The 22,215-nt window shown below is 46.8% G+C and carries 22 protein-coding genes; 16 read left to right on the forward strand and 6 right to left on the reverse strand.

Features of this window, described 5'->3' with window-relative positions; translation table 11 throughout:
• Positions 1–125 precede the first annotated feature (125 nt).
• Positions 126–542 carry a MarR family winged helix-turn-helix transcriptional regulator gene (locus PK654_RS18265; RefSeq protein ID WP_271700501.1) on the reverse strand — a complete coding sequence of 139 codons (417 nt, stop codon included), beginning with the start codon at positions 540–542 and terminating at the stop codon, positions 126–128.
• Between the two features lies 1 nt (position 543).
• Positions 544–1,485 carry a CDF family Co(II)/Ni(II) efflux transporter DmeF gene (dmeF, locus tag PK654_RS18270; protein ID WP_271700502.1) on the reverse strand — a complete coding sequence of 314 codons (942 nt, stop codon included), beginning with the start codon at positions 1,483–1,485 and terminating at the stop codon, positions 544–546.
• 155 nt (positions 1,486–1,640) lie between these two features.
• Here dmeF and dbpA point away from each other — a divergent pair, with 155 nt between their 5' ends.
• The 7 genes from dbpA to PK654_RS18305 all read left to right on the forward strand — a co-directional run bounded on the left by dbpA (position 1,641) and on the right by PK654_RS18305 (position 9,301).
• Positions 1,641–3,026 (forward strand): ATP-dependent RNA helicase DbpA, encoded by a 1,386-nt coding sequence (dbpA, locus tag PK654_RS18275; RefSeq protein ID WP_271700503.1) that lies wholly within the window; start codon positions 1,641–1,643, stop codon positions 3,024–3,026.
• Positions 3,027–3,338: 312 nt separating this feature from the next.
• Positions 3,339–3,758 (forward strand): D-ribose pyranase, encoded by a 420-nt coding sequence (gene rbsD / locus PK654_RS18280; RefSeq protein ID WP_271700504.1) that lies wholly within the window; start codon positions 3,339–3,341, stop codon positions 3,756–3,758.
• A gap of 21 nt (positions 3,759–3,779) precedes the next feature.
• Positions 3,780–5,285, forward strand: a complete 1,506-nt coding sequence (gene rbsA / locus PK654_RS18285) for a ribose ABC transporter ATP-binding protein RbsA (protein ID WP_271700505.1) — start codon at positions 3,780–3,782, stop codon at positions 5,283–5,285.
• Positions 5,282–6,268, forward strand: a complete 987-nt coding sequence (gene rbsC, locus PK654_RS18290) for a ribose ABC transporter permease (RefSeq protein WP_271700506.1) — start codon at positions 5,282–5,284, stop codon at positions 6,266–6,268. Before rbsA ends, rbsC begins: the two co-directional genes overlap by 4 nt.
• 68 nt (positions 6,269–6,336) lie before the next feature.
• Positions 6,337–7,215 carry a ribose ABC transporter substrate-binding protein RbsB gene (gene rbsB, locus PK654_RS18295; RefSeq protein WP_271700507.1) on the forward strand — a complete coding sequence of 293 codons (879 nt, stop codon included), beginning with the start codon at positions 6,337–6,339 and terminating at the stop codon, positions 7,213–7,215.
• Positions 7,216–7,353: 138 nt separating this feature from the next.
• On the forward strand, positions 7,354–8,283 hold the full coding sequence (gene rbsK, locus PK654_RS18300; protein WP_271700508.1) for a ribokinase: 930 nt from the start codon (positions 7,354–7,356) through the stop codon (positions 8,281–8,283).
• A gap of 16 nt (positions 8,284–8,299) precedes the next feature.
• Complete coding sequence (locus PK654_RS18305) at positions 8,300–9,301, forward strand: substrate-binding domain-containing protein (RefSeq protein ID WP_271700509.1); 1,002 nt, start codon at positions 8,300–8,302, stop codon at positions 9,299–9,301.
• Positions 9,302–9,313: 12 nt separating this feature from the next.
• Here the strand turns inward: PK654_RS18305 and PK654_RS18310 are convergent, their stop codons facing one another.
• On the reverse strand, positions 9,314–10,213 hold the full coding sequence (locus tag PK654_RS18310) for a DMT family transporter (protein WP_271700510.1): 900 nt from the start codon (positions 10,211–10,213) through the stop codon (positions 9,314–9,316).
• A 298-nt stretch (positions 10,214–10,511) separates the two neighbouring features.
• Positions 10,512–11,369, reverse strand: coding sequence for a D-amino-acid transaminase (locus PK654_RS18315; protein WP_271700511.1), 858 nt, complete (start codon positions 11,367–11,369; stop codon positions 10,512–10,514).
• 590 nt (positions 11,370–11,959) lie between these two features.
• On the opposite strand from PK654_RS18315, the gene PK654_RS18320 reads away from it, so the two are divergent.
• From PK654_RS18320 to PK654_RS18355, 8 genes are all read left to right on the forward strand, one after another.
• A complete protein-coding gene (locus PK654_RS18320; RefSeq protein WP_271700512.1) occupies positions 11,960–13,324 on the forward strand; it encodes an alanine/glycine:cation symporter family protein in 1,365 nt (454 codons plus the stop codon).
• A gap of 261 nt (positions 13,325–13,585) precedes the next feature.
• Positions 13,586–14,689 (forward strand): [citrate (pro-3S)-lyase] ligase, encoded by a 1,104-nt coding sequence (gene citC, locus PK654_RS18325; protein WP_271700513.1) that lies wholly within the window; start codon positions 13,586–13,588, stop codon positions 14,687–14,689.
• A 236-nt stretch (positions 14,690–14,925) separates the two neighbouring features.
• On the forward strand, positions 14,926–15,222 hold the full coding sequence (citD, locus tag PK654_RS18330; protein ID WP_271700514.1) for a citrate lyase acyl carrier protein: 297 nt from the start codon (positions 14,926–14,928) through the stop codon (positions 15,220–15,222).
• Positions 15,219–16,094, forward strand: coding sequence for a citrate (pro-3S)-lyase subunit beta (gene citE, locus PK654_RS18335; RefSeq protein WP_271700515.1), 876 nt, complete (start codon positions 15,219–15,221; stop codon positions 16,092–16,094). Before citD ends, citE begins: the two co-directional genes overlap by 4 nt.
• Positions 16,095–16,168: 74 nt before the next feature.
• On the forward strand, positions 16,169–17,638 hold the full coding sequence (gene citF, locus PK654_RS18340; protein WP_271700719.1) for a citrate lyase subunit alpha: 1,470 nt from the start codon (positions 16,169–16,171) through the stop codon (positions 17,636–17,638).
• A 3-nt stretch (positions 17,639–17,641) separates the two neighbouring features.
• Entirely contained in the window at positions 17,642–18,163 is a 522-nt protein-coding gene (citX, locus tag PK654_RS18345) for a citrate lyase holo-[acyl-carrier protein] synthase (RefSeq protein ID WP_271700516.1), read from the forward strand.
• Positions 18,153–19,061, forward strand: coding sequence for a triphosphoribosyl-dephospho-CoA synthase CitG (citG, locus tag PK654_RS18350; RefSeq protein ID WP_271700517.1), 909 nt, complete (start codon positions 18,153–18,155; stop codon positions 19,059–19,061). Before citX ends, citG begins: the two co-directional genes overlap by 11 nt.
• An 85-nt stretch (positions 19,062–19,146) precedes the next feature.
• Complete coding sequence (locus PK654_RS18355; RefSeq protein WP_271700518.1) at positions 19,147–19,542, forward strand: YbaN family protein; 396 nt, start codon at positions 19,147–19,149, stop codon at positions 19,540–19,542.
• On the opposite strand, the gene PK654_RS18360 is transcribed toward PK654_RS18355, so the two are convergent.
• The gene (locus PK654_RS18360; protein ID WP_271700519.1) at positions 19,523–20,395 is read right to left on the reverse strand and encodes a patatin-like phospholipase family protein; all 873 of its coding nucleotides are present in this window, start codon (positions 20,393–20,395) and stop codon (positions 19,523–19,525) included. The two genes, PK654_RS18355 and PK654_RS18360, sit on opposite strands and share 20 nt — an antisense overlap.
• A 157-nt stretch (positions 20,396–20,552) precedes the next feature.
• Positions 20,553–21,173: a glutaredoxin gene (locus PK654_RS18365; RefSeq protein WP_271700520.1), complete on the reverse strand. Its 621-nt coding sequence runs from the start codon at positions 21,171–21,173 to the stop codon at positions 20,553–20,555.
• A gap of 239 nt (positions 21,174–21,412) precedes the next feature.
• Between PK654_RS18365 and PK654_RS18370 the strand changes: the two genes are divergently transcribed.
• Positions 21,413–22,210, forward strand: a complete 798-nt coding sequence (locus tag PK654_RS18370; protein ID WP_271700521.1) for an AraC family transcriptional regulator — start codon at positions 21,413–21,415, stop codon at positions 22,208–22,210.
• Positions 22,211–22,215: the final 5 nt, after the last annotated feature.

Here is a 22,215-nt window from a genome sequence, read left to right on the forward strand (position 1 = left end):
AAATATAAAATTAAAAAAACGGGCAAAAATTACAAACTAGACTAAAGTACGAGACAGCCTAAAACAAAGTTTCACTATAAGCTCAGTGAACGTATCAGAGACCTTTATTGCTAAGCGGCTTGAGATTAAAACTCGCGGTTAATCTTCTCTAAACAAGTGATCAGCATATCTCTCTGCTTAGAGTTGATATGGCGGGTAAGATCCTGAGTCAGCTTCATATGCAGGTCGTTATGATGGTGGTGCAGTGCTTCGCCCTCTTCAGTAAGAGTCACCAGTATTGAGCGTCTGTCTTCATGGTGAGGACAACGCTCAATCATGCCCGCTTTAACCAGCCTCTCTACCTGCACGGTAAGAGTACCAGTGGTGATGCCCAGTTTATCGGCAAGCTCTTTCATGCGCATCGAACCGTGGTTGCCTAGCACTTCAATGGTATGTACTTGCGCTAAGGTATATCCGGTCTCTTTTACCACAGACTGCTCCCATGAGGACATCTTGTCGTAAAATTCAATGATTAAATGGTTGAGTTTGGTTAGCGCCTGCATGTCAGATTTCCCGGTTCACCTCTATAGTCAGGTGGCTGATTTTATCAAACTTTTCCAGTTCTTGTCGGTAGAAATTTACCGGCTTTTCCTGCTCACTGATAAGTGAGATAGCGGCAGAGTAATGATCGGCACTGACTTTCCAGATATGAATATCCGCAACTTCTGCGCCTGCTTGCTGCATGCAGAGTATCACTTTCTGCTTGTATTCCTGTTCAATACTGGCATCCAGTAGAATAGGGCTGGTTTGACTCATTAATCCTATCGCCCACTTTGTTATTACCAGCGCACCAACTATCCCCATAATAGGATCCAGCCATGTCCAGCCAAGATATTTGCCGACAATAAGGGCGACGATGGCAAGTAAAGAGGTCAGGGCGTCTGCCAGAACATGCATATAAGCCGCCCTGAGATTATGGTCGTGATGATGGTTATGACTGTGATGAGAATGAGAGTGGTCGTGATTGTGACCGTGATGGTGGCCATGGTCATGATGCCCGTGAAGCAAAAACATACTGGCAACATTCACAATTAAGCCTACAACGGCAACGCCAATGGCTTCATTAAACTGAATGGCTTGCGGGGAGAAAAGCCGGCTGACGGATTCAACCACCATCAACAAAGCCACCAAACCAAGGGCAATGGCGCTGGTGTAGCCGCCCAGCACACTTACTTTACCTGTACCGAAAGAGAATTGATCACTATCAGCATGCTTTTTGGAGTAACGGTAAGCAAACAGAGTGATACAGAAGGCAGCTGCATGTGTGCCCATATGCCAGCCATCGGCCAGCAGAGCCATGGAGCCAAACGCCATGCCGGCTGCAATCTCCACCGTCATTGTAACTAAAGTGAGTAACAGCACGTAGTAAGTACGCTTTTCGCCCTGATGATTATGGCGGCTGAAGTTGTGATCGTGGGGTAAAGAGAGAGCAGATTGTTTTTGCATAGTTATTGTAGTTTGAGAATCAAAGTAAATTGAATATATATAGTTTGATAGCCAAAGTAAATTAATTTTACATTACTTGTTGTACTGACCCCGATATCTGGTTAAGGTGCGCGGTCAATCAACCGACTGCGTTTAATCAGATAAGGATCCTTGCCTTGAGTAGTTCAGCCTTTAACTCCCTGCCGTTGTCTCCGGCTCTATTAGAAAACCTGGATTCCCTGGGTTATTCAGAGATGACTCCCATTCAGGCCAGTAGTCTGCCACTTATGCTGTCAGGTAAAGATGTTATTGGTCAGGGCAAGACAGGTTCGGGAAAAACAGCGGCATTTGGTTTAAGCCTGCTGACTAACCTGAATGTAAAGCGCTTTCGCGTTCAGTCGCTGGTATTGTGTCCTACCAGAGAGCTGGCTGATCAAGTAGCGAAAGAGATCCGCAAACTGGCAAGACGTATTCACAATATTAAGGTGCTTACTTTATGTGGCGGTATGCCGATGGGGCCGCAAATCGGCTCACTGGAGCACGGTGCGCATATTTTGGTAGGTACTCCGGGCAGAATTCTGGATCACCTTGAGAAGGGAAGAATTAACCTTGATGAGCTGAACACTCTGGTTCTGGACGAAGCTGACCGTATGCTGGAAATGGGCTTTCAGGACGCGCTGGACGCTATTCTGGATGAGGCGCCAAAGCAGCGTCAGACACTGCTGTTTAGTGCCACTTTCCCCAAACAGATTCAGTCTGTTGCTGAGCGTGTTATGCAGAAACCTGAGCTGGTTAAGGTAGAGTCTACTCATAGCGGAAACAGCATAGAGCAGAAGTTCTTTAAAGTAGCGGATACTGAAGAGAGGCTTCAGGCGGTTAAGAGACTGCTACTAGAATATCAGGCTGAGTCGAGTGTTATCTTTTGTAATACCAAAAGAGAAGTTCAGGAGGTAGCCGATGAACTCTACCATGCCGGGTTTGATGTTATTGACTTGCATGGTGATTTGGAGCAAAGAGACAGGGATCAGTCACTGGTGCAGTTTGCCAATAAAAGTATCTCTATACTGATCGCTACTGACGTAGCTGCGCGCGGGCTGGATGTGGATGATTTAGATATGGTTATCAACTATCAGTTATCGCGGGACCCGGAAGTACACGTACACCGTATCGGCAGAACAGGTCGCGCCGGCAGCAAAGGGGTTGCATGCAGTTTGTTTAGTGAAAAAGAGATGTACCGCGTTGCTTTGATTGACGAGTATATGGATATGCCAATCGAGCCGGTTGCACTGCCTGACGAAGCGGATCTGCCGTCTAAGCCTTATCAGGCAAAAATGGTGACCATTGAAATTGCCGGCGGTAAAAAACAGAAGGTCAGACCGGGTGATATTTTGGGTGCACTGACCGGTGATAAAGGTATCGATGCCGGAAAGGTTGGTAAGATCAACCTGTTTGCTATGCGCTCGTATGTTGCTGTAGAAAGAAGCGTGGCAAAGAAAGCACTAAGCAAAATAGCCAACGGTAAGCTGAAAGGTCGTAATTTCAGGGCAAGAATATTAAAATAGCCTCATATACCTGCTAAACACTGGCAGGATAAAGTCTGAATCTCATCACAAAAAACCTTCCATTCGCGGAAGGTTTTTTGATCTGAATAATTACTTTAAAGGTGATTAGCTTCCCTTTTTTTATGGTTATTTCTATTTTTCTTTCGAACTAAATCACGAAATTATTTGGCGCCGGAAGCCAAATGAAAAATAGCCGTTATTATTTGTCGAAACGTTTCGATAAAATTTTTTCACGATTCATCGATACGTTTCGATGAAGATTTACGACTAAGATAGTATCTCTTTACGCTGTAATCAGTACGGAACAAAATTATGAAAAAAACAGAGCTGTTAAATTCTGAACTGTCTTACCTTGTGGCTACCCTTGGCCACACCGATGAGATCACCATTGCCGATGCAGGGCTGCCTATTCCCCAGCATGTAGAACGTATTGATCTGGCGCTGACTCACGGGGTTCCGGGTTTTATTCAGACCGTTGAGACCATACTGAAAGAGTCACAGATTGAAGGCGTGGTTATTGCCCACGAAACCAGACAAGTAAGTCCGCAGTTACATGATCAACTGATTCAGGTTATCGAGCAGGAGAGCAAAAACTGCGGAAAACAGATAGAGATCAGCTACGTATCTCACGAGGAGTTTAAAGCAAGAACTCATGAGAGCCGGTCTGTCGTCAGAACCGGTGAATGTACACCTTATGCCAACGTTATTTTTCAGACCGGTGTGGTTTTTTAAGATAGCGACTGAGGAATCAAAATGACTCAACCCATATTAGAGCTAAGCGGAATAGACAAAGCGTTTCCCGGTGTAAAGGCACTGGATAACGCCTGCCTGAACGTCTATCCCGGCCGCGTAATGGCGCTGCTGGGGGAGAATGGCGCAGGTAAATCTACCCTTATGAAAGTGCTGACAGGTATCTACTCCCTTGACGCCGGCTCAATAAAATATCAGGGAGAGAACGCAAAGTTTGAGGGACCCAAACATTCACAGGAAGCAGGGATCAGTATTATCCATCAGGAGCTGAACCTGATTCCGGAACTCACTATTGCAGAGAACATTTTCCTTGGCCGGGAAAAAATCTCACCTTTGGGCAGAATACTCTGGGCAGAGATGTATCAGGAAGCTGATCAACTGCTGGCAAGGCTGAACGTAAAACACAGTTCAAAGAAACAGCTTGGTGAACTGAGTCTGGGTGAGCAGCAGATGGTAGAAATTGCCAAAGCACTCTCGTTCGAATCCAGAGTCATTATTATGGATGAACCAACGGATGCCCTTACCGATACAGAGACCGAATCCCTGTTCAAAGTTATTGAAGAGCTGAGACAGCAAGGCTGCGGAATTGTCTATATCTCACACCGTCTTAAAGAGATTTTCCAGATGTGTGACGATATCACTGTGCTGCGTGACGGTAAGTTTATCGGCCAGTGTGCGGTTGCCGATACCGACGAGGACCGGTTAATTGAAATGATGGTTGGCCGTAAACTGGAAGAGCAGTATCCGCGCGTTGATGCGGTGCACGGCACCACCTGTCTGGAAGTGAACAACTTGTCTGGTTCTGGCGTTAACAATGTCAGCTTTAAGTTGGACAGAGGTGAAATCCTTGGTGTTTCCGGCTTGATGGGTGCAGGGCGAACTGAGCTGATGAAAGTGATTTACGGCGCACTGGAAAGAACCTCGGGAGAGGTCGTTCTGGACGGCAAGTTGATTAATCCCCGCAGCCCTCAGGATGGTTTGTCCAGCGGTATCGCTTATATTTCTGAAGACAGAAAGGGCGACGGTCTGGTGCTGAGTCTTTCAGTAAAAGAGAACATGTCGTTAAGTAGTCTGGATCATCTTACTAAAGGACTTCATATCCAGAACAAAGATGAAGCCATTGCGGTAGAAGATTTTATTAAGCTGTTTAATATCAAAACACCGGGCCGTAATCAGATAATCGGTAATCTGTCTGGTGGTAATCAGCAGAAAGTCGCCATTGCTAAAGGCCTGATGACAAGACCAAAAGTTCTGATCCTGGACGAGCCGACCCGTGGTGTCGATGTTGGTGCCAAGAAAGAGATTTACCAGCTGATCAACAAGTTCAAAGCGGACGGAATGAGCATTATTCTGGTCTCTTCAGAGATGCCTGAAGTTCTCGGAATGAGCGACCGGATTATGGTGATGCATGAAGGCCATATCAGCGGCGAGTTTGATGCAAAAGACGCAGACCAGGAAAAACTGATGGCTTGTGCTGTAGGTAAACTGAATCAGGAGGCTGCAGCATGAATAACCAATTAACAACCAATAAGACTGAACTGATGCAAGATAGAAAAATATTGAGTAAAGAGTGGCTTATTGAACAAAAATCACTGATCGCATTACTGTTTTTGATTGCAGTGGTTTCGTTCCTCAACCCAAACTTCTTTACCCTGGATAACATACTGAACATTCTGAGACAGACTTCAGTAAACGCCATTATTGCCGTTGGTATGACACTGGTTATCCTGACTGCGGGTATTGACCTGAGTGTCGGCTCGGTATTGGCTTTGTGTGGTGCTTTCGCCGCCAGCCTTGTAGCCATGGAAGTTCCGGTACTTATTGCCGTTCCTACCGCACTGGTTGCTGGTGCAGCTTTGGGTGCTATCAGCGGAATTATTATTGCCAAAGGTAAGGTACAGGCCTTTATTGCCACACTGGTGACTATGACCTTACTGCGTGGTGTCACCATGGTGTATACCGATGGTCGTCCTATCTCAACTGGCTTTACCGATACCGCAGATGCTTTTGCATGGTTTGGTACCGGCTACACACTGGGTATCCCTGTTCCGGTATGGATTATGGTGATGGTGTTTGCAGCCGCATGGTATGTACTAAACCACACCCGCTTTGGCCGCTATGTTTATGCTCTGGGCGGAAACGAATCGGCTACCCGCTTGTCAGGCATTGATGTCGACAAAGTAAAAATCGGGGTTTATGCCGTGTGCGGTCTGTTAGCGGCGCTGGCAGGTATTATCGTTACATCACGACTCTCTTCTGCACAACCGACAGCAGGTATGGCTTATGAGCTAGACGCCATTGCCGCTGTAGTTCTGGGCGGAACCAGCCTGGCAGGTGGCCGTGGACGTATTATGGGAACCTTGATTGGTGCGCTAATCATTGGCTTCCTGAATAACGCCCTGAACCTGCTCGACGTATCCTCGTACTACCAGATGATTGCAAAAGCGGTCGTAATACTGCTGGCAGTACTGGTAGATAACAAAAACAAGTAACTTCTGTTTAATAACACTACGACAGGCCAGCGAAAACTGGCCACCCTACGTAACAAAGGACTATACACATGAAAAAGATTGCAACTTATATCTCTGCTGCTGTTCTTACTGCTTCTATGAGTGCATCGGCATTTGCTGAAGATACTCTGGCTGTTGTTGTTTCGACACTGAACAACCCATTCTTTGTATCAATGAAAGATGGTGCTGAAGCTAAGGCGAAAGAGCTTGGTTATAAATTGATTGTACTGGATTCGCAAAATGACCCGAGTAAAGAACTTTCAAATGTGGAAGACCTTACTGTACGTGGTGTGAAAGCGATTCTGATTAACCCGACTGATTCAGACGCGGTATCTAACGCTATCCGCATGGTAAACCGTTCTAATATCCCTGTTCTTACCCTTGACCGTGGTGCGACACGTGGTGACGTAGTGAGCCATATCGCTTCTGACAACGTAGTTGGTGGTGAGCTTGCCGGTAACTTTATCGCTGAAGTTGTAGCACCTGACGCAAAAGTTATTCAGCTTGAAGGTATCGCAGGTACTTCTGCAGCGCGTGAGCGTGGTGAAGGCTTTATGAACGCAGTAAAAGGCAGCAAAATGCAGCTTCTTGCCAGCCAGCCTGCTGACTTTGACCGTACTAAAGGTCTGAACGTAATGGAAAACCTGCTTGCAGCTAACCCTGATGTTCAGGCAGTATTTGCTCAGAACGATGAGATGGCACTAGGTGCGCTACGTGCGATTCAGGCTTCAGGCAAAGAGGTTGTTATCGTAGGCTTTGACGGTACTGATGATGGTGTTGCAGCAGTTAAACGTGGCCAGTTAGCAGCAACAGTTGCACAGCAGCCTGAACTGATTGGTGCTCTTGGCATCGAAACTGCAGATAAAGTACTGAAAGGTGCGGCAGTGGAAGAGTACATTCCTGTTCCTCTGAAAATTGTGGTTGAATAATATCACTATCTGAATGGGAGGAGCTTCTCCTCCCTTTCTTTTGAATACTATTGGTTTAAACTTTTGAGCCATATCAGCGGTAAGAGCTTAAACCAATAAGATTTCCGGCAGGATTCTGCTTCTCAACAGGAAAAAGCTATGAGCAAGTTAGTAGTAATGGGCAGCGTGAATGCTGACCATGTGTTAAAGGTGCCTTCTTTCCCTCGTCCCGGTGAAACACTGCACGGTGAAGGCTATCAGGTGATTCCGGGTGGTAAAGGTGCCAATCAGGCTGTAGCAGCGGCTCGTCTGGGGGCTGATATTGCCTTTATCGCCAGCGTAGGTGATGACGCCTTCGGCACAGAAATGAAGCACAGTTTTACAGAGATGGGCATGGATACCTCAGCAGTAATGGCCGAGTCAGGTACGCCTACCGGTATCGCCATGATTCAGGTTGCCGAGACCGGCGAAAACAGCATCTGTATTTCAGCAGAAGCAAATGGCAAGCTGAACGCTGACAGAATTACCCCGCACCTTGATCTTGTTAAACAGGCGGATTACCTGCTGATGCAACTGGAAACACCTATTGATGGTGTTGAACTGGCAGCAAAAACAGCAAAAGCAGCACAGACAAAAGTGGTGCTAAACCCGGCTCCGGCCAGGGAGCTCAGTGATGAACTGCTTAGCTTAGTGGATATTATTACTCCCAATGAGACCGAGGCTGAAATTCTGACCGGTGTAACGGTGTTTGATGAGCGTTCTGCTCAACTGGCGGCAGATATTCTGCATGCCAAAGGCATTAAGACTGTCATGATAACCCTTGGCGCCAAAGGTGTCTGGCTAAGCTGTGAAAAAGAGCAAGGTGAGATTGTTGCCGGCTTCCGCGTTGATGCAACGGACACGACAGCTGCAGGCGATACCTATAACGGTGCCTTGGTAACGGCGCTGATTGAAGAGAAACCAATGAACCAAGCCATTGTGTTTGCTCACGCAGCCGCGGCTATTTCTGTTACCCGCTTTGGTGCTCAGACCTCTATTCCGAACCGGGAAGAGACAGACGCTTTTCTTACGCAACAAACTAACGGATAGGTAAAGGAGAGATCATATGGCTACAATGAAAGACATTGCAAAACTGGCCGGAGTATCCACTTCGACCGTCAGCCATGTGATCAATCAATCCCGCTACGTCAGTGAAGAGATTTCCGCTAAGGTGCAGAGTGCGGCAAAGGAACTTAACTACGCGCCTTCCGCTCTTGCCCGAAGTTTAAAGATGAACCGCACCCGAACCATAGGTTTGCTGGTAACTACCTCGACTAACCCGTTTTTTGGTGAGGTGGTAAAAGGGGTTGAGCGGCGCTGTTATGAGCAGAACTACAACCTGATCCTTTGTAATACGGAAGGTGATGATGCAAGAATGAAGGCCTCCATCAGTACGCTTCTTGAAAAGCGGGTGGACGGCCTGCTGCTGCTATGCTCGACATTGGAAGGGCAGTATCTGGATATCTTTGAACTTTACCCTAACATTCCTACTGTGGTGATGGACTGGGGTGAGACCCATTTCACCAGCGATAAGATCAACGATAACTCAGAACATGGCGGTTATCTGGCAGGCAGACACCTGATTGAAAACGGCCATACAGAGATTGGCTGTATTACCGGCCCGCTGAATCGTCATCAGGCTCAGATCCGTTTTGCCGGATTTAAGAAAGCCATGTCAGAAGCTGGTCTGCCGGTGAAAGATAACTGGGTTGTCGAATCAAACTTTGAATGTGACGGCGGCTATGATGCCTTTAATCAGCTGTTCAATGGTGAAGAGATGCCGTCTGCACTGTTTGTTTGTAACGATATGATGGCGATGGGGGTAATTAATGCCGCCGCAGAGCATGGCGTCAAAATTCCTCAGGATCTCTCTCTTATCGGTTACGATGATATCTATATTTCCAAGTTTATGGTGCCGCCGCTAACCACCATTCACCAGCCTAAGTTCAGGCTGGGCAAGGCCGCGGTCGACCGTCTACTGCAACGTATTGATAACGGTGAGAGTGACTCTAAGCAGGTTCAGCTGGAGCCGACTTTAGTTACCCGTAATAGTGTGATTAACAAATAATAACTATTAGACTCAGCGGTTTTTGGCTGTTTTAAACCGTTTGCCAACAAAAGCTTTCATAGAAAAACCTGTCACTAACATGGTGCCCGATACGACAAGCAGGGTACCAAAAACCGTATTCCAACCTACAGCTTCATCCAGAATCAGATGCCCCCAGAAAATACCAAATGCCGGGATTAAAAAGGTAACGGAAAGTGCCGATGCGGCACCAACATCATTAATCAGTTTAAAGTAGAGCAGATAAGCGACACCGGTACAGAGCACACCCAGCGCCACGACAGAGCTGGCTACTTCCATGCCGACCGACTCACGTACAGGAATAAACGGCAGCAGAGGCAGAACTATTAATGAAGCGGCCCACATATTGCCGTGAGCGTTATTAAAAGAGGAAATCTGCGGGGCCGTTTTGGTGTAGTTACTGGCGATACCGTAACAGGCGGCAGCCATAATACCGGCAGTAATTGCCAGGCCGGAACCTTCTCCTAATTGGGCACTGTCCCATCCCACAAGAACTACAACTCCGAGTACACCTAAAGCAAGCCCCATAGCCTTTCTGCGGGTTAGGGGGGTCTTAGTCCAGAATACGCCGATGGCGGTTCCCCAGATAGCGGCAGTAGAGTTAAGAACCGCAAGAGTAGAAGCGTTCAGGGTTTGAACCGCATAAGCAAACAGCAGAAAAGGTAAGGAGGTGTTAAACAGGCCGATAATAAAGAAATGCTTTTTATACTGAAGCAGGTTCAGTTTTCGTTTCATTACCAGTGCAACAGCAAACAGAAACAGCGCTGCGAGAAGCACCCTTGCTTCAATCATGTAGGCCGGACCCAGCGAAGGTACCGCTATCCTCATAAAAAGGAATGAACTTCCCCATATGGCGGCTAGAGCGATAAGTTGTAAAGCGCTGGATAGTGGCATGGCAGAACTCGCTTATTTCAGAAAGGTCAGGTTATTCGAATCTATTAATTTTTTCCGGAGAGAAAACAACATAGGAATTAATAGGGGAAAAAATGCAGCTGATATTTACTGTTTTTATAATCAACCAGTGGAGCATAATAAAGACATAGCTCAGTAACCTCAAGGAGCATTTGAGTTTACTAAGGTAGGTATCTGTTAAAGTCTATCCAATTTAGTCAGTTGAATACTATCCGCAAATACGGGGAGCTCTGTTCAGGTTTATCTGATCAGAGCTTCCTTTTTATGGCCAGAAGGCGCGTTAACGCGACATGGATTTGGCCATGCTGATATAGATATCCCGAAGTTTTCTGGTGAGTTCACCAGGCTGACCACTGCCTATGGTGGTTCCGTCAATATTAACTACCGGCCAGACAAACGTGGTCGCTGAGCTGATAAAGGCCTCTTTGGCCTGTTTCGCTTCCTCGACGGTAAACAGCCTTTCTTCAATCTCGATGTTGTTTTGTTCCGCCAGTTGCAGCAGGCTGGCGCGGGTAATACCGTGCAGAATATGGTTACTTAACGGGCGGGTAACCAGCTTATCGTCCTGAGTGACAATATAAGCATTGCTGGAACCTCCTTCAGTAACATAACCGTCTTCTGTCAGCCATGCGTCATCAGCTCCTGAGGCCAGGGCAACCTGTTTTGCAAGGCAGGCCGGCAACAAGCTGGTGGTTTTTATATCCCGTCGTTTCCAGCGGATGTCTTCTACGGACACAACGGCGATACCCTTATCCGCCTGCGGACAGGTGACCAGATTTTTCTTCTGGGTAAAAAGCACCAGAGTCGTTGCAATATCTGCGCTGTAGCCAAAGTCCCGATCGCCATCGTTGCCACGGGTAAGCTGAAGATAGACACCACCTTCATCAAGTTTATTAAGTCGCACTAACTCTTTATGAATGGAAAACAGCTGTTCTTCACTTAAGGTCAGAGGAAGGCTGAGCTCTTCACATGAACGTTTCAGACGGGCCATATGGCCTTCGTTATCCACTAACTTTCCATCCAGTACTGAGGTTACTTCATAGGCTGCGTCAGCAAAAAGAAATCCACGGTCAAAAACGGAGATCTTTGCGTCAGATTCGGGTAAGTAATCACCATTGATATAAACAATACGTTCCATTCAGGGCTCCTTATGCCTGTTGCTCCGCAGAGCATCTCCTTTAAAAAAACTGAGTCATTTTAACAAATAGCGAACACAAACACGCGTAAACCCTCTCTGGCACGGAGGGTTTGTTTATCGCTATTTCTCCGATGACAAGATCCTCTGCACAACTGAGATCAGCTATTCAGAAAAATGAACACAAACTAGCTTAATTCAGTGAGAACAATTTGTCAGAGATTTAGTTCTGTCGTGGAAAATAATTGGCGCTTTATCATTATTTGTAGATTCAAATCACATAACGTCATTTTTATAGATAAAAGCTACGAAAGATTAAATCACCAATAAATTTCACTTATTGAGTCATAAATATAGTTTATTTAATGAAAGTCTAATGGTTAATCTTGTGTTAATAAAATGTACTAAGATTATAGTTCTGTATGAGGTGGTTTTACTGTCATTTTCAGCTATTGCTATGTGTTATGGCATCTATAAAGTTCGTTCTGTAAGCCCGAATACGCCTTGGTTTTCTATGTAAATCAGGTGTATATAAAAATTTAAACTAAAAAAACAGATTTAAAAACGAAAAACTATAAAGGAGTACAAGTTAAATGGATTTTGTTACCGAGTTTATTAATAACATCAACGGCATTGTATGGGGTGTCCCTATGCTGGTGATGATACTTGGGGTGGGGCTGTTTCTGACCGTCGGCCTTAAGTTTATGCCCATCTTTAATATCGGCCGTGCTTTCCGCCTGTTGTGGAGCAGCAGAGAGTCAGATGAAAAAGGTGAGATCCCGCCATTTCAGGCACTGATGACCGCCATGTCTGCCACCATAGGTACAGGTAATATTGCCGGGGTGGCAACCGCTGTGTTTATCGGTGGCCCGGGAGCGCTGTTCTGGATGTGGCTGACGGCTCTGGTTGGTATGGCAACTAAGTTTGCCGAGGCGGTGCTGGCAGTTAAATACCGTGAGAAAGATGAAAACGGCGCTTTTGTCGGCGGCCCTATGTACTACATCAAAAACGGTATGGGTGAAAAATGGGCATGGCTGGGAACCCTGTTTGCTCTGTTTGGTGCTGTGGCCTGTTTTGGTATCGGTAATGCGGTTCAGTCTAACTCCATTGCACAAGTTCTGGAGTCTAATTTCTCATTTTCACCGCTTATTGTTGGTCTGATCATTATGGTGCTTGCCGGCGGGGTTATTATTGGCGGTCTTAAGCGGGTTGGTCGTTTTGCCGGTGCTATGGTCCCTATTATGGCCGTTGCCTATATTCTGGCTGGTCTGGCTATCCTGCTGATGAACATCGGCGAGTTAGGCGGTGCATTTGCATTGGTGTTTGAGTACGCCTTTACTCCGGCGTCTGCCGAAGGTGGTTTTGCCGGTGCAACGGTATGGATGGCGATTCGCTTTGGTGTTGCCCGTGGTGTTTTCTCAAACGAAGCCGGTTTAGGTTCAGCGCCTATTGCCCACGCCAGTGCCCAGACGGATGATCCGGTTCGTCAGGGTTTGATTGCTATGCTGGGTACCTTCTTAGATACGCTAGTGATCTGTAGCATTACCGGTTTGGTGATTATTATTTCCGGAGAGTGGACAGGCGGAGAGTCAGGTGCGGCATTAACATCGGCGGCGTTTGGTGACATTCTTCCGGGCTGGGGTAGTTATCTGGTCGCGGTTAGTCTGGCGGTGTTTGCCTTTACCACTATTGTTGGTTGGTCGGTTTATGGTGAGCGTTGTGCCGAATACCTGTTTGGCGCTAAGGCGGTAATGCCGTTCAGGGTTATCTTTGTACTGGCACTTCCTGTCGGCGCCATGGCAGAACTTAACTTTGTCTGGCTGCTGGGTGATACGCTAAACGCTATGATGGCGATTCCTAACCTTATTGCTCTGGCGGTACTGAGCCCTGTGGTCTTTAGCCTGACCAAAGCTTATTTCAAGCGCGAAAAAGCGATTAAGAGCGCGGAAGATAAGTAACACTTAATCCAGACCAAATAGTAAAAGCCGTTTGCCTTAGGGTAAGCGGTTTTTTTCTTTCTGACTGCTATAGGCATGTTAACTAAAAGTAATAAACTAATGGAGTTGTAAATGTGATTTTATTTTAATCAAATGGCTTTATGTGTGAATAATAATAAAAAATAAAGCTTAAGATATAAATATGATTTAAATCATATTCAATTTAGTTAAGAAGAGAGACACTTGTAACATCGGGCTGAAAAGCGGGATTTACAGGTATCAATGGCCATCTATTTTGACAAAACAAAAACCAGAGCGGGCAGAAAGCTGGCGATGGTTAACTCCTTTTTAAACAGTATGGGGCTGGGTATCGATGCTGATGTGGAGTATTTTGTCTGTGCTATTGAGGATGAAGCCGTTGTGGCCTGTGGTGGCCTGGCTGGTAACACTCTTAAATCTATCGCTGTTTCGCCGCAATATCAGGGCGAAGGCGTCTCTACCCGTCTGCTGACCGAACTGGTCACTCATGCCTATGATCTTGGCCGCTATAACCTGTTTATCTATACCAAGCCGGAAAACTACCGCATGTTTCATCAGGCTGGATTCCACTTAATAACCTCAGTAAAAGACAGGGTGATACTACTGGAAAACAGCCGCAGCCGGCTGAAAAAGTACTGTAGTAAACTCCGCACACTAAAGCGTGCCGGCGACAAGGTCGGCAGCATCGTAATGAATGCCAACCCTTTTACCAAAGGGCACCGCTATCTGGTTGAGCATGCGGCAGGCCAATGTGACTGGCTACATCTGTTTGTAGTGAAAGAGGATAGCTCGTTTTTTACCTATCAGGACCGTATCAATATGATCCGTGCCGGAGTCGAAGACCTTGGCAACGTGATCGTTCATGACGGTTCAGACTATATTATCTCCCGGGCGACTTTCCCCAGTTATTTTCTTAAAGACGACGGTGTGGTGAACTACTGCCATACCGCAGTGGACTTGCAACTATTCAGAAGCTATATCGGTCCTGCACTGGGCATCACACACCGCTTTGTCGGTACTGAGCCCATCTGTACTGTTACCCGATTTTATAATCAGCAGATGCAGACATGGCTTACGACCCAGTCACTGGATTCTGATCCTATTACCCTGATTGAGATTCCCAGAGCGGAGATAGAGGAGCAGCCAATTTCCGCTTCACTGGTACGTCATTTACTATTTAACAATGAGTGGGATGAGATAAAGAAACTGGTGCCGGATAGCAGTTATCAATATCTGAAAACTCTATTCAACACTGAAGATTCCATCTATCAACACAGAAAGAGAGACTACACAGCCAAGCCGGAAATCGCTATGGCAGCAATGCCTATGCTTAGTGCGGCAGTTTGATTCAATTTAATCCGGTTCAGGCCGCTTAAAACCTACCAATACCCTTCTGGAGTGATAGCTAATATTTCTCCAATGCTTTGTTATTTCTTACTTTTTATCTCCTTAAAAACGCCTAATAAAAAAATCAAATAAATTTTTCAGTTTTGTGGTTCAACTTCACTGAGAAGCCCTTTTTCTAGGAGTAATCTCCAAGTTAATTAGTTTTATATTTATCAGATTATCCATAAGGAGCGAGCATGCTTATCAGTCGGCGGTCATACGCTGGGACTCTGGAGTCGAGTGATCTGTTGGTGGAGATATCTCCGTCAGAAACAGACGAACTTGATATCGAAGTCACCAGCTCAGTAGAGAAACAGTTTGGCGTGGCAATAGAGAAGGTAGTGAGGGAAACCTTGTCGCAGATGGGTGTTAAATCGGGTTTTGTCTCGGTGAACGATAAAGGTGCCCTTGACTGCATTATCCGAGCCCGTGTGCAGGCGGCCGTTATCCGCGCATCGGAAACTCAGGAGATTGAGTGGGGAGGCCTGTCATGAGCAAGTTACGCAGAAGCATGTTATTTGTGCCGGGATCGAATGCGGCCATGTTGAGTAACAGCTTTATCTATCGCCCTGATGCCATCATGTTTGACCTTGAAGACTCTGTCTCTATCAGAGAAAAAGATACTGCAAGAATGCTGGTATTTAATGCCCTGCAGCATCCTCTGTATGCGGATATTGAAACCATAGTGCGGGTAAATGCCCTTGATTCCCAATATGGCCGTGATGACGTGAAAGCCATCGTAAAAGCGGGAGTCAATGTGGTTCGGTTAGCGAAAACCGATACGCCTAAGGATGTCGAAGGTATGGAGCAGGCGATTGAGAGCGCAGAGCGCGAGTTCGGCCGTCCTGTCGGAAGCACAGCTATGCTGGCGGCCATTGAGTCAGCGGAAGGAATTAATAACGCAGTCGCCATTGCAAAAGCCTCAAAGCGCCTTATCGGAATTGCCCTTGGTGCGGAAGACTACGTCAGGGATCTGAAAACCCAACGCAGTGCTGAGGGGACTGAATTGCTGTTTGCCCGCTGTTCTATTCTTCAGGCAGCACGGGCAGCAGGCATTATGGCTTTTGATACCGTCTATTCTGATGCCAATAATGAGCAGGGTTTTCTTAACGAAGCTTCCCATATTAAATCGCTGGGCTTTGACGGCAAGTCTCTGATTAACCCGCGACAAATCGAGCTTATCCATAATCTGTTTGCACCAAGCCAGAAAGAGGTGGATCACGCATTTGCGGTGATCGAAGCGGCGGAAGAGGCAGAAGCGCAAGGTATGGGAGTCGCATCGCTGAATGGCAAGATGGTAGACGCTCCTGTTATAGAGAGAGCGCGTTGGACTCTTAAGCGTGCAGAATCAGGCATCAGACAGTAACAGGCGGACAGATTATGACAATTTTAAATGCAATAGAGCGTGATATTGAGGCATGCGGTAAAACTGACATCGGCCTGACTCCGTACAAGACAGCGCACCAGTTAACGCCACAGTGCGTTGATAAAAGCAGTGTCGCTTCGAGAAAGCTGTATAAAACCCTTGAAGAAGCGATAAAAAGCTCCGGACTAAAAGATGGCCAGACCGTCTCGTTCCATCACTCATTCCGCGGTGGTGACCGAATCATCAATATGGCGATGGATGTGATTGCCAAAATGGGCTTTAAGAACCTGACGCTGGCACCAAGCTCTCTTACTGATGTGCATGCACCTATGGTGGGGCATATCCGTAATGGAGTTGTTAGTAAGCTTTATACCTCAGGTCTGCGTGGTGAACTGGCAGAAGAGATCTCGCGCGGCTTGTTAGAAGAGCCGGTACATATCCACTCCCATGGCGGCAGGGTTCACCTGTTAGACAGCGGTGAGCTGAACATTGATGTTGCTATTCTCGGTGTCTCAACGGCAGATGAGTTTGGTAACGCGAACGCTATAAACGGCAAAGCGCGCTGTGGTTCCCTTGGTTACGCGAAAATCGATGCGCAACATGCCGGTTACGTTATTGTGTTAGCTGATGAGTTGGTTGAGTTCCCAAATATGCCTGCCTCTCTGGAGCAGGATCAGGTTGATGCCGTGGTGGTGGTGGATGAAGTTGGTGACCCATCTAAAATCGGTGGCGATGCCACCCGTATGACAACCAATCCGCGAGAGTTACTGATCGCCCGTAAAGCGGCAGATGTTATTGAGCACTCCGGTTATTTCTACGATGGCTTTACTCTGCAGACAGGCTCCGGCGGAGCGTCACTGGCAGTAACCCGTTTTCTGGAAGAGAAAATGGTTCGCAATGATATAACCGCCAGTTTTGGCTTGGGGGGAATTACCTCAACCATGGTGGATCTGCATGAAAAAGGGCTGATTAAAACCCTGTTTGATGTGCAGTCCTTTGATGCTAATGCCGCCGACTCCTTAGCTCGAAACACGAATCATATTGAAATCTCCGCCAACCAATACGCCAACCCATCCTCCAAAGGTGCGGTAGTAGAACGGCTGGATGTGGTTATCCTTAGTGCGCTGGAAATTGATACCCGCTTTAACGTCAATGTGATCACAGGGTCGGACGGTGTTATTCGTGGTGCATCGGGCGGCCATAGTGACACGGCAGCGTCGGCTAAGATGACCATTGTGGTTGCGCCTCTGGTGCGGGGCCGAATCCCGACCGTGGTTGAATCAGTGCTTAATGTGGTGACCGTAGGTTCACAGATTGATGTGCTGGTAACCGACCACGGTATTGCGGTAAATCCTGAAAGAGCAGATATCAGAGAAAAACTGGAGCAGTCAGGTATTCAGACTATGAGCATAGAAGATTTGCAGCAGAGAGCAGAGATGCTGACAGGCCGCCCGCAGCCGATTCAATATCTGGACAATGCCGTGGCTTATATTCGTTATCGCGACGGTTCGGTAATCGATGTTATCCGTCAGATAAAGGAGTAACGGGTGCATAAGGGGCCGCAAGTCTCGCTGGCGGAACTGCTGGATAGCCGGGAGTTAAGAGCCGAAACTCAGAAGCAGTGGGCAGACAAGTATGGTCTGCCGCTGGTGAGTTTTACTGTCAATATGGTCGGGCCGGTAAAGCGTAATCAACTGGCCTGCATCATCTTTGAGCAGATAAAAGGCGCGATTCTTAACTACTGTTGGCGGGAGAATATCACGATAGAACGCTACCAGTGTATTGAGCAGAACAGCGGCTATGAGATGTTGCTTTGCCTGAGTGGTAAAACCGCACGCCAGATCAAGCGGCTGATGGTAGAGATTGAAGAACGGCATAAACTCGGCCGGCTGGCGGATATTGATGTGCTTAATGAGAAAGGAGAAGCACTTTCACGATCCAGCCTTGAACTTCCTGTCCGCTCCTGTCTGATATGCCGGCAGGATGCCAAAGTGTGTGGCAGAAGCCGGGCTCATTCCGTTGAGGAGCTTCTGGGTAAGATGCAGCAGGTGGTGGCAAGTGCAATATAAAAAAGCAGCTCAAACCTATCGGGAAGCGGTTGGAACATTTGCCTATAACGCCATGCTAAAAGAAGCCAGACTAACACCGAAAGCAGGTTTGGTTGATTCAGTTTCGCAGGGCGCTCATACCGATATGGATATCTCAACCTTTGTAGCAAGTAGTGAGGCGTTAAAGCCTTATATGCTTGAGTTTGTGTGTGTTGGATATCAGTCAGCTCATATCACCGCAGAAAATTTACTGCCTCAGTTACGTAAAACAGGTTTGCAGGCAGAACAGGCCATGCTTAAGGCAACCCAAGGGGTAAACACCCATAAAGGGATGATTTTTACTATGGGCTTAATCTGTGGCGCGGCCGGCTGGCTACAAGGTAATAAACAGGCTTTTAGCTCCGCAGATATACGCCCGGTTATCGTGGATATGTGCAGGCATCTGGTCAGGGATGAGCTTGTCCGGAAGAAAAATAACGGGAAAAATAACGAGGACAGTCCCGTTAGTGCAGGAGAGCGAATTTTTGCCGAGCATGACATAACGGGTATTCGTGGTGAAGCGTCTCAGGGTTATCCTGTTATTTTTAAATGCTCACTGCCTTTTTATCGTCAGGCTATGGCGAAACATAATGATGAGCATCTGGCGCTCTCTTACACTCTGCTAAAGTTGATGGCAGAGAACTGCGACACCAATCTAATTCATAGGGGAGGTCTTGAAGGCTTGGCTTATGTTAAGCAGCAATCAGCGAAATACCTTAAGCGTAACTACTCTGGTACTGATGAGCTTAACAAGTCGATAGAAGCGTTCGATCAGAAGCTGATAAACAGACATCTAAGCCCCGGCGGTAGTGCCGATCTATTGGCGGCAACATGGTTGCTTTATCAGTTAGATGAATTAAGTCGGGATTTTTGCCGGTAGAGATTACAAACATTAACTTGCGGAATAGTGCAAATGCGAAGTATTCTTATTGATGTGAATTCTTTATCGGCTAATGGTGGTGTGTGTGAAAAAGTGGTTTTTATTTTCACTGGGATGGATAGCAACGGCGCTGGGGTTTTTAGGCGTGTTTTTGCCTCTGTTACCCACAGTACCTTTTATTCTGTTAGCTATGTACTGCTTCGGTAAATCCTCTCCCCGTTTTCAAATCTGGCTGGAAAACAACCGCTATCTGGGCGATACAGTAGTGCGGATAAAGGCCAGCCTCGGCCTGACCAGTGCTGAGAAGAAACGTATTCTGTTCTTTAGCTGGCTCTCTATCGGGCTGACCATTATCTTTGTACTGGATAGTGTTCACGCCAGAACCATGCTGTCACTGATTCTGCTTATCGAAACCTGGGTTATCCTGCGTATGAAGACTTATAATCCGGAAGCTCAGGTAGTTAGTTCTTCCGATGCCTAAAGGCTTTCTGCGCAGCCAGATAGCCAAACTGAATCACTTCTTCTGCCTGATCAAAATCGAAAGTTCCGCATAGGTTTTGCGGGATATCAATGCTCATATCCGGCGGATAGGCGGCCAGCTTCTGTCTGGCAATGGTGCCCTGCATAGCATCAAAGGCCTGATTGGCAATTTCAAAGGCATCAAAGTTGATATTGACGGAATCAATAATGGAGTCCTGCACTTTATCAATATAGCGGGTAATTCTATTCTGGAATGAAGGGTTTATTTTATGAGGGACTATGGTTGGTTTCTCAACCTTAGCCATTAAGTCACCACCAAGGTTTACCGCAAGGGTGAGGTCAGTTTTATCGCTGAAGGTCGGGGCAATAGGAACCGGATTTAATACGCCGCCATCAATAAGCAGCTCGCCATCAATTTCAACCGGGGTAAAAAACAGCGGAAGGGAAATAGAAGCCCTGATGGCATCAAACAGACTGCCGGAGTTAAGCCACACCTCTTTCTCTTCGGTGATATTGGCGGCTACAGCGGTAAAGGTAATATCCAGTTGCTCGATTTGCGTATCGCCAATCAGCTCCACCAGATTGCTGATGATCTTATCGCCCTTAAACAGACCGCTCGACTGCCATGAGATATCCAGCAGCTTGGCCATAGAGACTTTATCAATGGCCGATACCCAGTCGACAAACTCGTCCAGTTTGCCGGCCGCATAAATGCCGCCAACCAGAGCGCCGGCCGAACATCCGGAAATGGATTCAATTTGATAGTTGTTCTCTTCCAGCCAGCGGATAACACCAATATGTGCCAGACCGCGTGCGCCGCCACTCCCGAGTACTAAGGATACCGTCTGTTTCATTGCTTTATTCCGTTTAACAGTGAAACCTGATTATAGGTAAGTCGATAGGGTTTTACCCGAAGGGAGACAAGATAACTGTAAGATTTTGTGAGACTTAATGAATTTCTTAAACAAAAAAGCTCCGCAATGACGGAGCTTTGTTTATCGGGTTATCTGGTTAGCTTGCTGCTGTCTCTTTTTCAATTTCGACCACATTATCCGGCACAGTTTCCAGATTGTTCTCTTTCAGCCATTTTTCTAAATTATCAGCACCACCGATATAGCTGTCATTCATCCAGATTTGCGGAACCGTCACCGGTGTTTTCTCACCAATGATGGCTTTTACTTCCGGGATCATACGGTAAAGGGCAGCGCTGTCTTTAACAACATCGTAGTACTCGTACGGGATACCGGACTTATCAAGCATCTCTTTCGCTTTAACGCAGTATGGGCAGGTCGCTTTACCAAATACAATATTGCCTTTCAAATCATCGCGTTTTGTCCACTCTTTAATGACAGACTGAACCAGTACGCCACGGTTTAGCGCTTCACCCTGACTGACCACTTTACCTTCCACAACCAGAATAGGCGCGTGCCATGCACCAAGTTTTAGTGGTTCCCACCAGTGTGATAACCAATCTTTTACTTCCAGTTCAACAGGGACATCTTTAAGTTCGTTCTCGAACGTGTCTGCAAGAATATCTTTGGTCAGGGTACACTCTCCACAAGGGATCTTTACGCTAAATGGTCCCCAGCTTCCGCCCCAACGATACAGTGTAATTTTAATTGGATCTGCCATAGTATTTGTCCGTGTTTTAAGATTCGTATCAGATAAGAACCTGACAAACAGAATTTAATTTCAGCCTTTATTAAAAATACTCGATTTTTTTACTTTTCAGTAGTCTGAGCCTGAACAGATTGACCATTTTTCTGATTACTTGCTTCTTTTATAGATGGATCGCGACAGTGTCGGATTTCTGAATTAAGATATATTCTTCTGAAAAGACATAGCTGAAATACAGAGCCGAAACCACTGAAATGAGCAAATCCACTTATCTACACCCGTCGCTGGCCATAGATGCCGCACCTTCAGAGATTTTTCTGAACTTTGATGATTTTCGGGAGAATACCGAAACCCGATTACACTCTCATGAGTGGGGGCAATTGCAGCTGGTAACAGGTGGTACATTGGAACTCAGCGCGGAGAAGACTCGTTTTATCGCCCCTCCTCATCTGGCAATCTGGATTCCGGCCGGGGTAGAGCACCGCAGCTATAACAGGCGCCCCCTTCAGTATTGTTCATTAAATATTGAGCCTTCGAGGTTAAATACCATGCCTGCTCATACCTGCCTGTTAACGGTTTCTCCTATTGTTCTGGCTATTATCGAGGACTTCCGCAGAAGGGAGATCCGGGTGGCAGAATCTATTCCTGATCAAAGGCTGGCCAATGTATTGCTGGACCAGCTTGCTATCAGTGAAGAGCAGCAGCACTTTCTGCCTTCCAGCCCTCATAAAGCGTTACAACCTATCCTTGCCGCATTGGAAGATAACCCGACTGATAACCGCTCCCTGAAACAGTGGGCGGTTGAAGTGCATACCACAGAAAGAACACTGGCGAGGTACTGTCAACAGGAGCTGGGAATGAGCTTTACCGAATGGCGTATCAGGGTGAGGTATCTGCACTCAATGACACTGCTGAAAAGCGGCATGTCAGTAAAAGAGGTGGCGTTAACACTGGGCTATCAGCAAGCCAGCCCGTTTATCTCTATGTTTAAAAAATACTCGGGAGAAACTCCCGAGTATTATAAGAACAGGCTGACAGGGATTAGTTTTTAACTTGG

This window comes from Vibrio sp. SCSIO 43137 (assembly GCF_028201475.1).
GTDB lineage: Bacteria > Pseudomonadota > Gammaproteobacteria > Enterobacterales > Vibrionaceae > Vibrio.

Excerpts from the sequence above, each read along its gene's own strand:
- PK654_RS18360 (WP_271700519.1), bottom strand. The coding sequence starts at position 20,395 with ATGAAACAGACGGTATCCTTAGTACTCGGGAGTGGCGGCGCACGCGGT.
- rbsD (WP_271700504.1), top strand. The coding sequence starts at position 3,339 with ATGAAAAAAACAGAGCTGTTAAATTCTGAACTGTCTTACCTTGTGGCT.
- PK654_RS18370 (WP_271700521.1), top strand. The coding sequence starts at position 21,413 with ATGAGCAAATCCACTTATCTACACCCGTCGCTGGCCATAGATGCCGCA.
- citE (WP_271700515.1), top strand. The coding sequence starts at position 15,219 with ATGAGCAAGTTACGCAGAAGCATGTTATTTGTGCCGGGATCGAATGCG.
- PK654_RS18315 (WP_271700511.1), bottom strand. The coding sequence starts at position 11,369 with ATGGAACGTATTGTTTATATCAATGGTGATTACTTACCCGAATCTGAC.
- dmeF (WP_271700502.1), bottom strand. The coding sequence starts at position 1,485 with ATGCAAAAACAATCTGCTCTCTCTTTACCCCACGATCACAACTTCAGC.
- PK654_RS18265 (WP_271700501.1), bottom strand. The coding sequence starts at position 542 with ATGCAGGCGCTAACCAAACTCAACCATTTAATCATTGAATTTTACGAC.
- rbsA (WP_271700505.1), top strand. The coding sequence starts at position 3,780 with ATGACTCAACCCATATTAGAGCTAAGCGGAATAGACAAAGCGTTTCCC.
- PK654_RS18310 (WP_271700510.1), bottom strand. The coding sequence starts at position 10,213 with ATGCCACTATCCAGCGCTTTACAACTTATCGCTCTAGCCGCCATATGG.
- rbsB (WP_271700507.1), top strand. The coding sequence starts at position 6,337 with ATGAAAAAGATTGCAACTTATATCTCTGCTGCTGTTCTTACTGCTTCT.
- PK654_RS18365 (WP_271700520.1), bottom strand. The coding sequence starts at position 21,173 with ATGGCAGATCCAATTAAAATTACACTGTATCGTTGGGGCGGAAGCTGG.
- citD (WP_271700514.1), top strand. The coding sequence starts at position 14,926 with ATGCTTATCAGTCGGCGGTCATACGCTGGGACTCTGGAGTCGAGTGAT.
- PK654_RS18305 (WP_271700509.1), top strand. The coding sequence starts at position 8,300 with ATGGCTACAATGAAAGACATTGCAAAACTGGCCGGAGTATCCACTTCG.
- PK654_RS18320 (WP_271700512.1), top strand. The coding sequence starts at position 11,960 with ATGGATTTTGTTACCGAGTTTATTAATAACATCAACGGCATTGTATGG.
- rbsK (WP_271700508.1), top strand. The coding sequence starts at position 7,354 with ATGAGCAAGTTAGTAGTAATGGGCAGCGTGAATGCTGACCATGTGTTA.
- rbsC (WP_271700506.1), top strand. The coding sequence starts at position 5,282 with ATGAATAACCAATTAACAACCAATAAGACTGAACTGATGCAAGATAGA.
- citC (WP_271700513.1), top strand. The coding sequence starts at position 13,586 with ATGGCCATCTATTTTGACAAAACAAAAACCAGAGCGGGCAGAAAGCTG.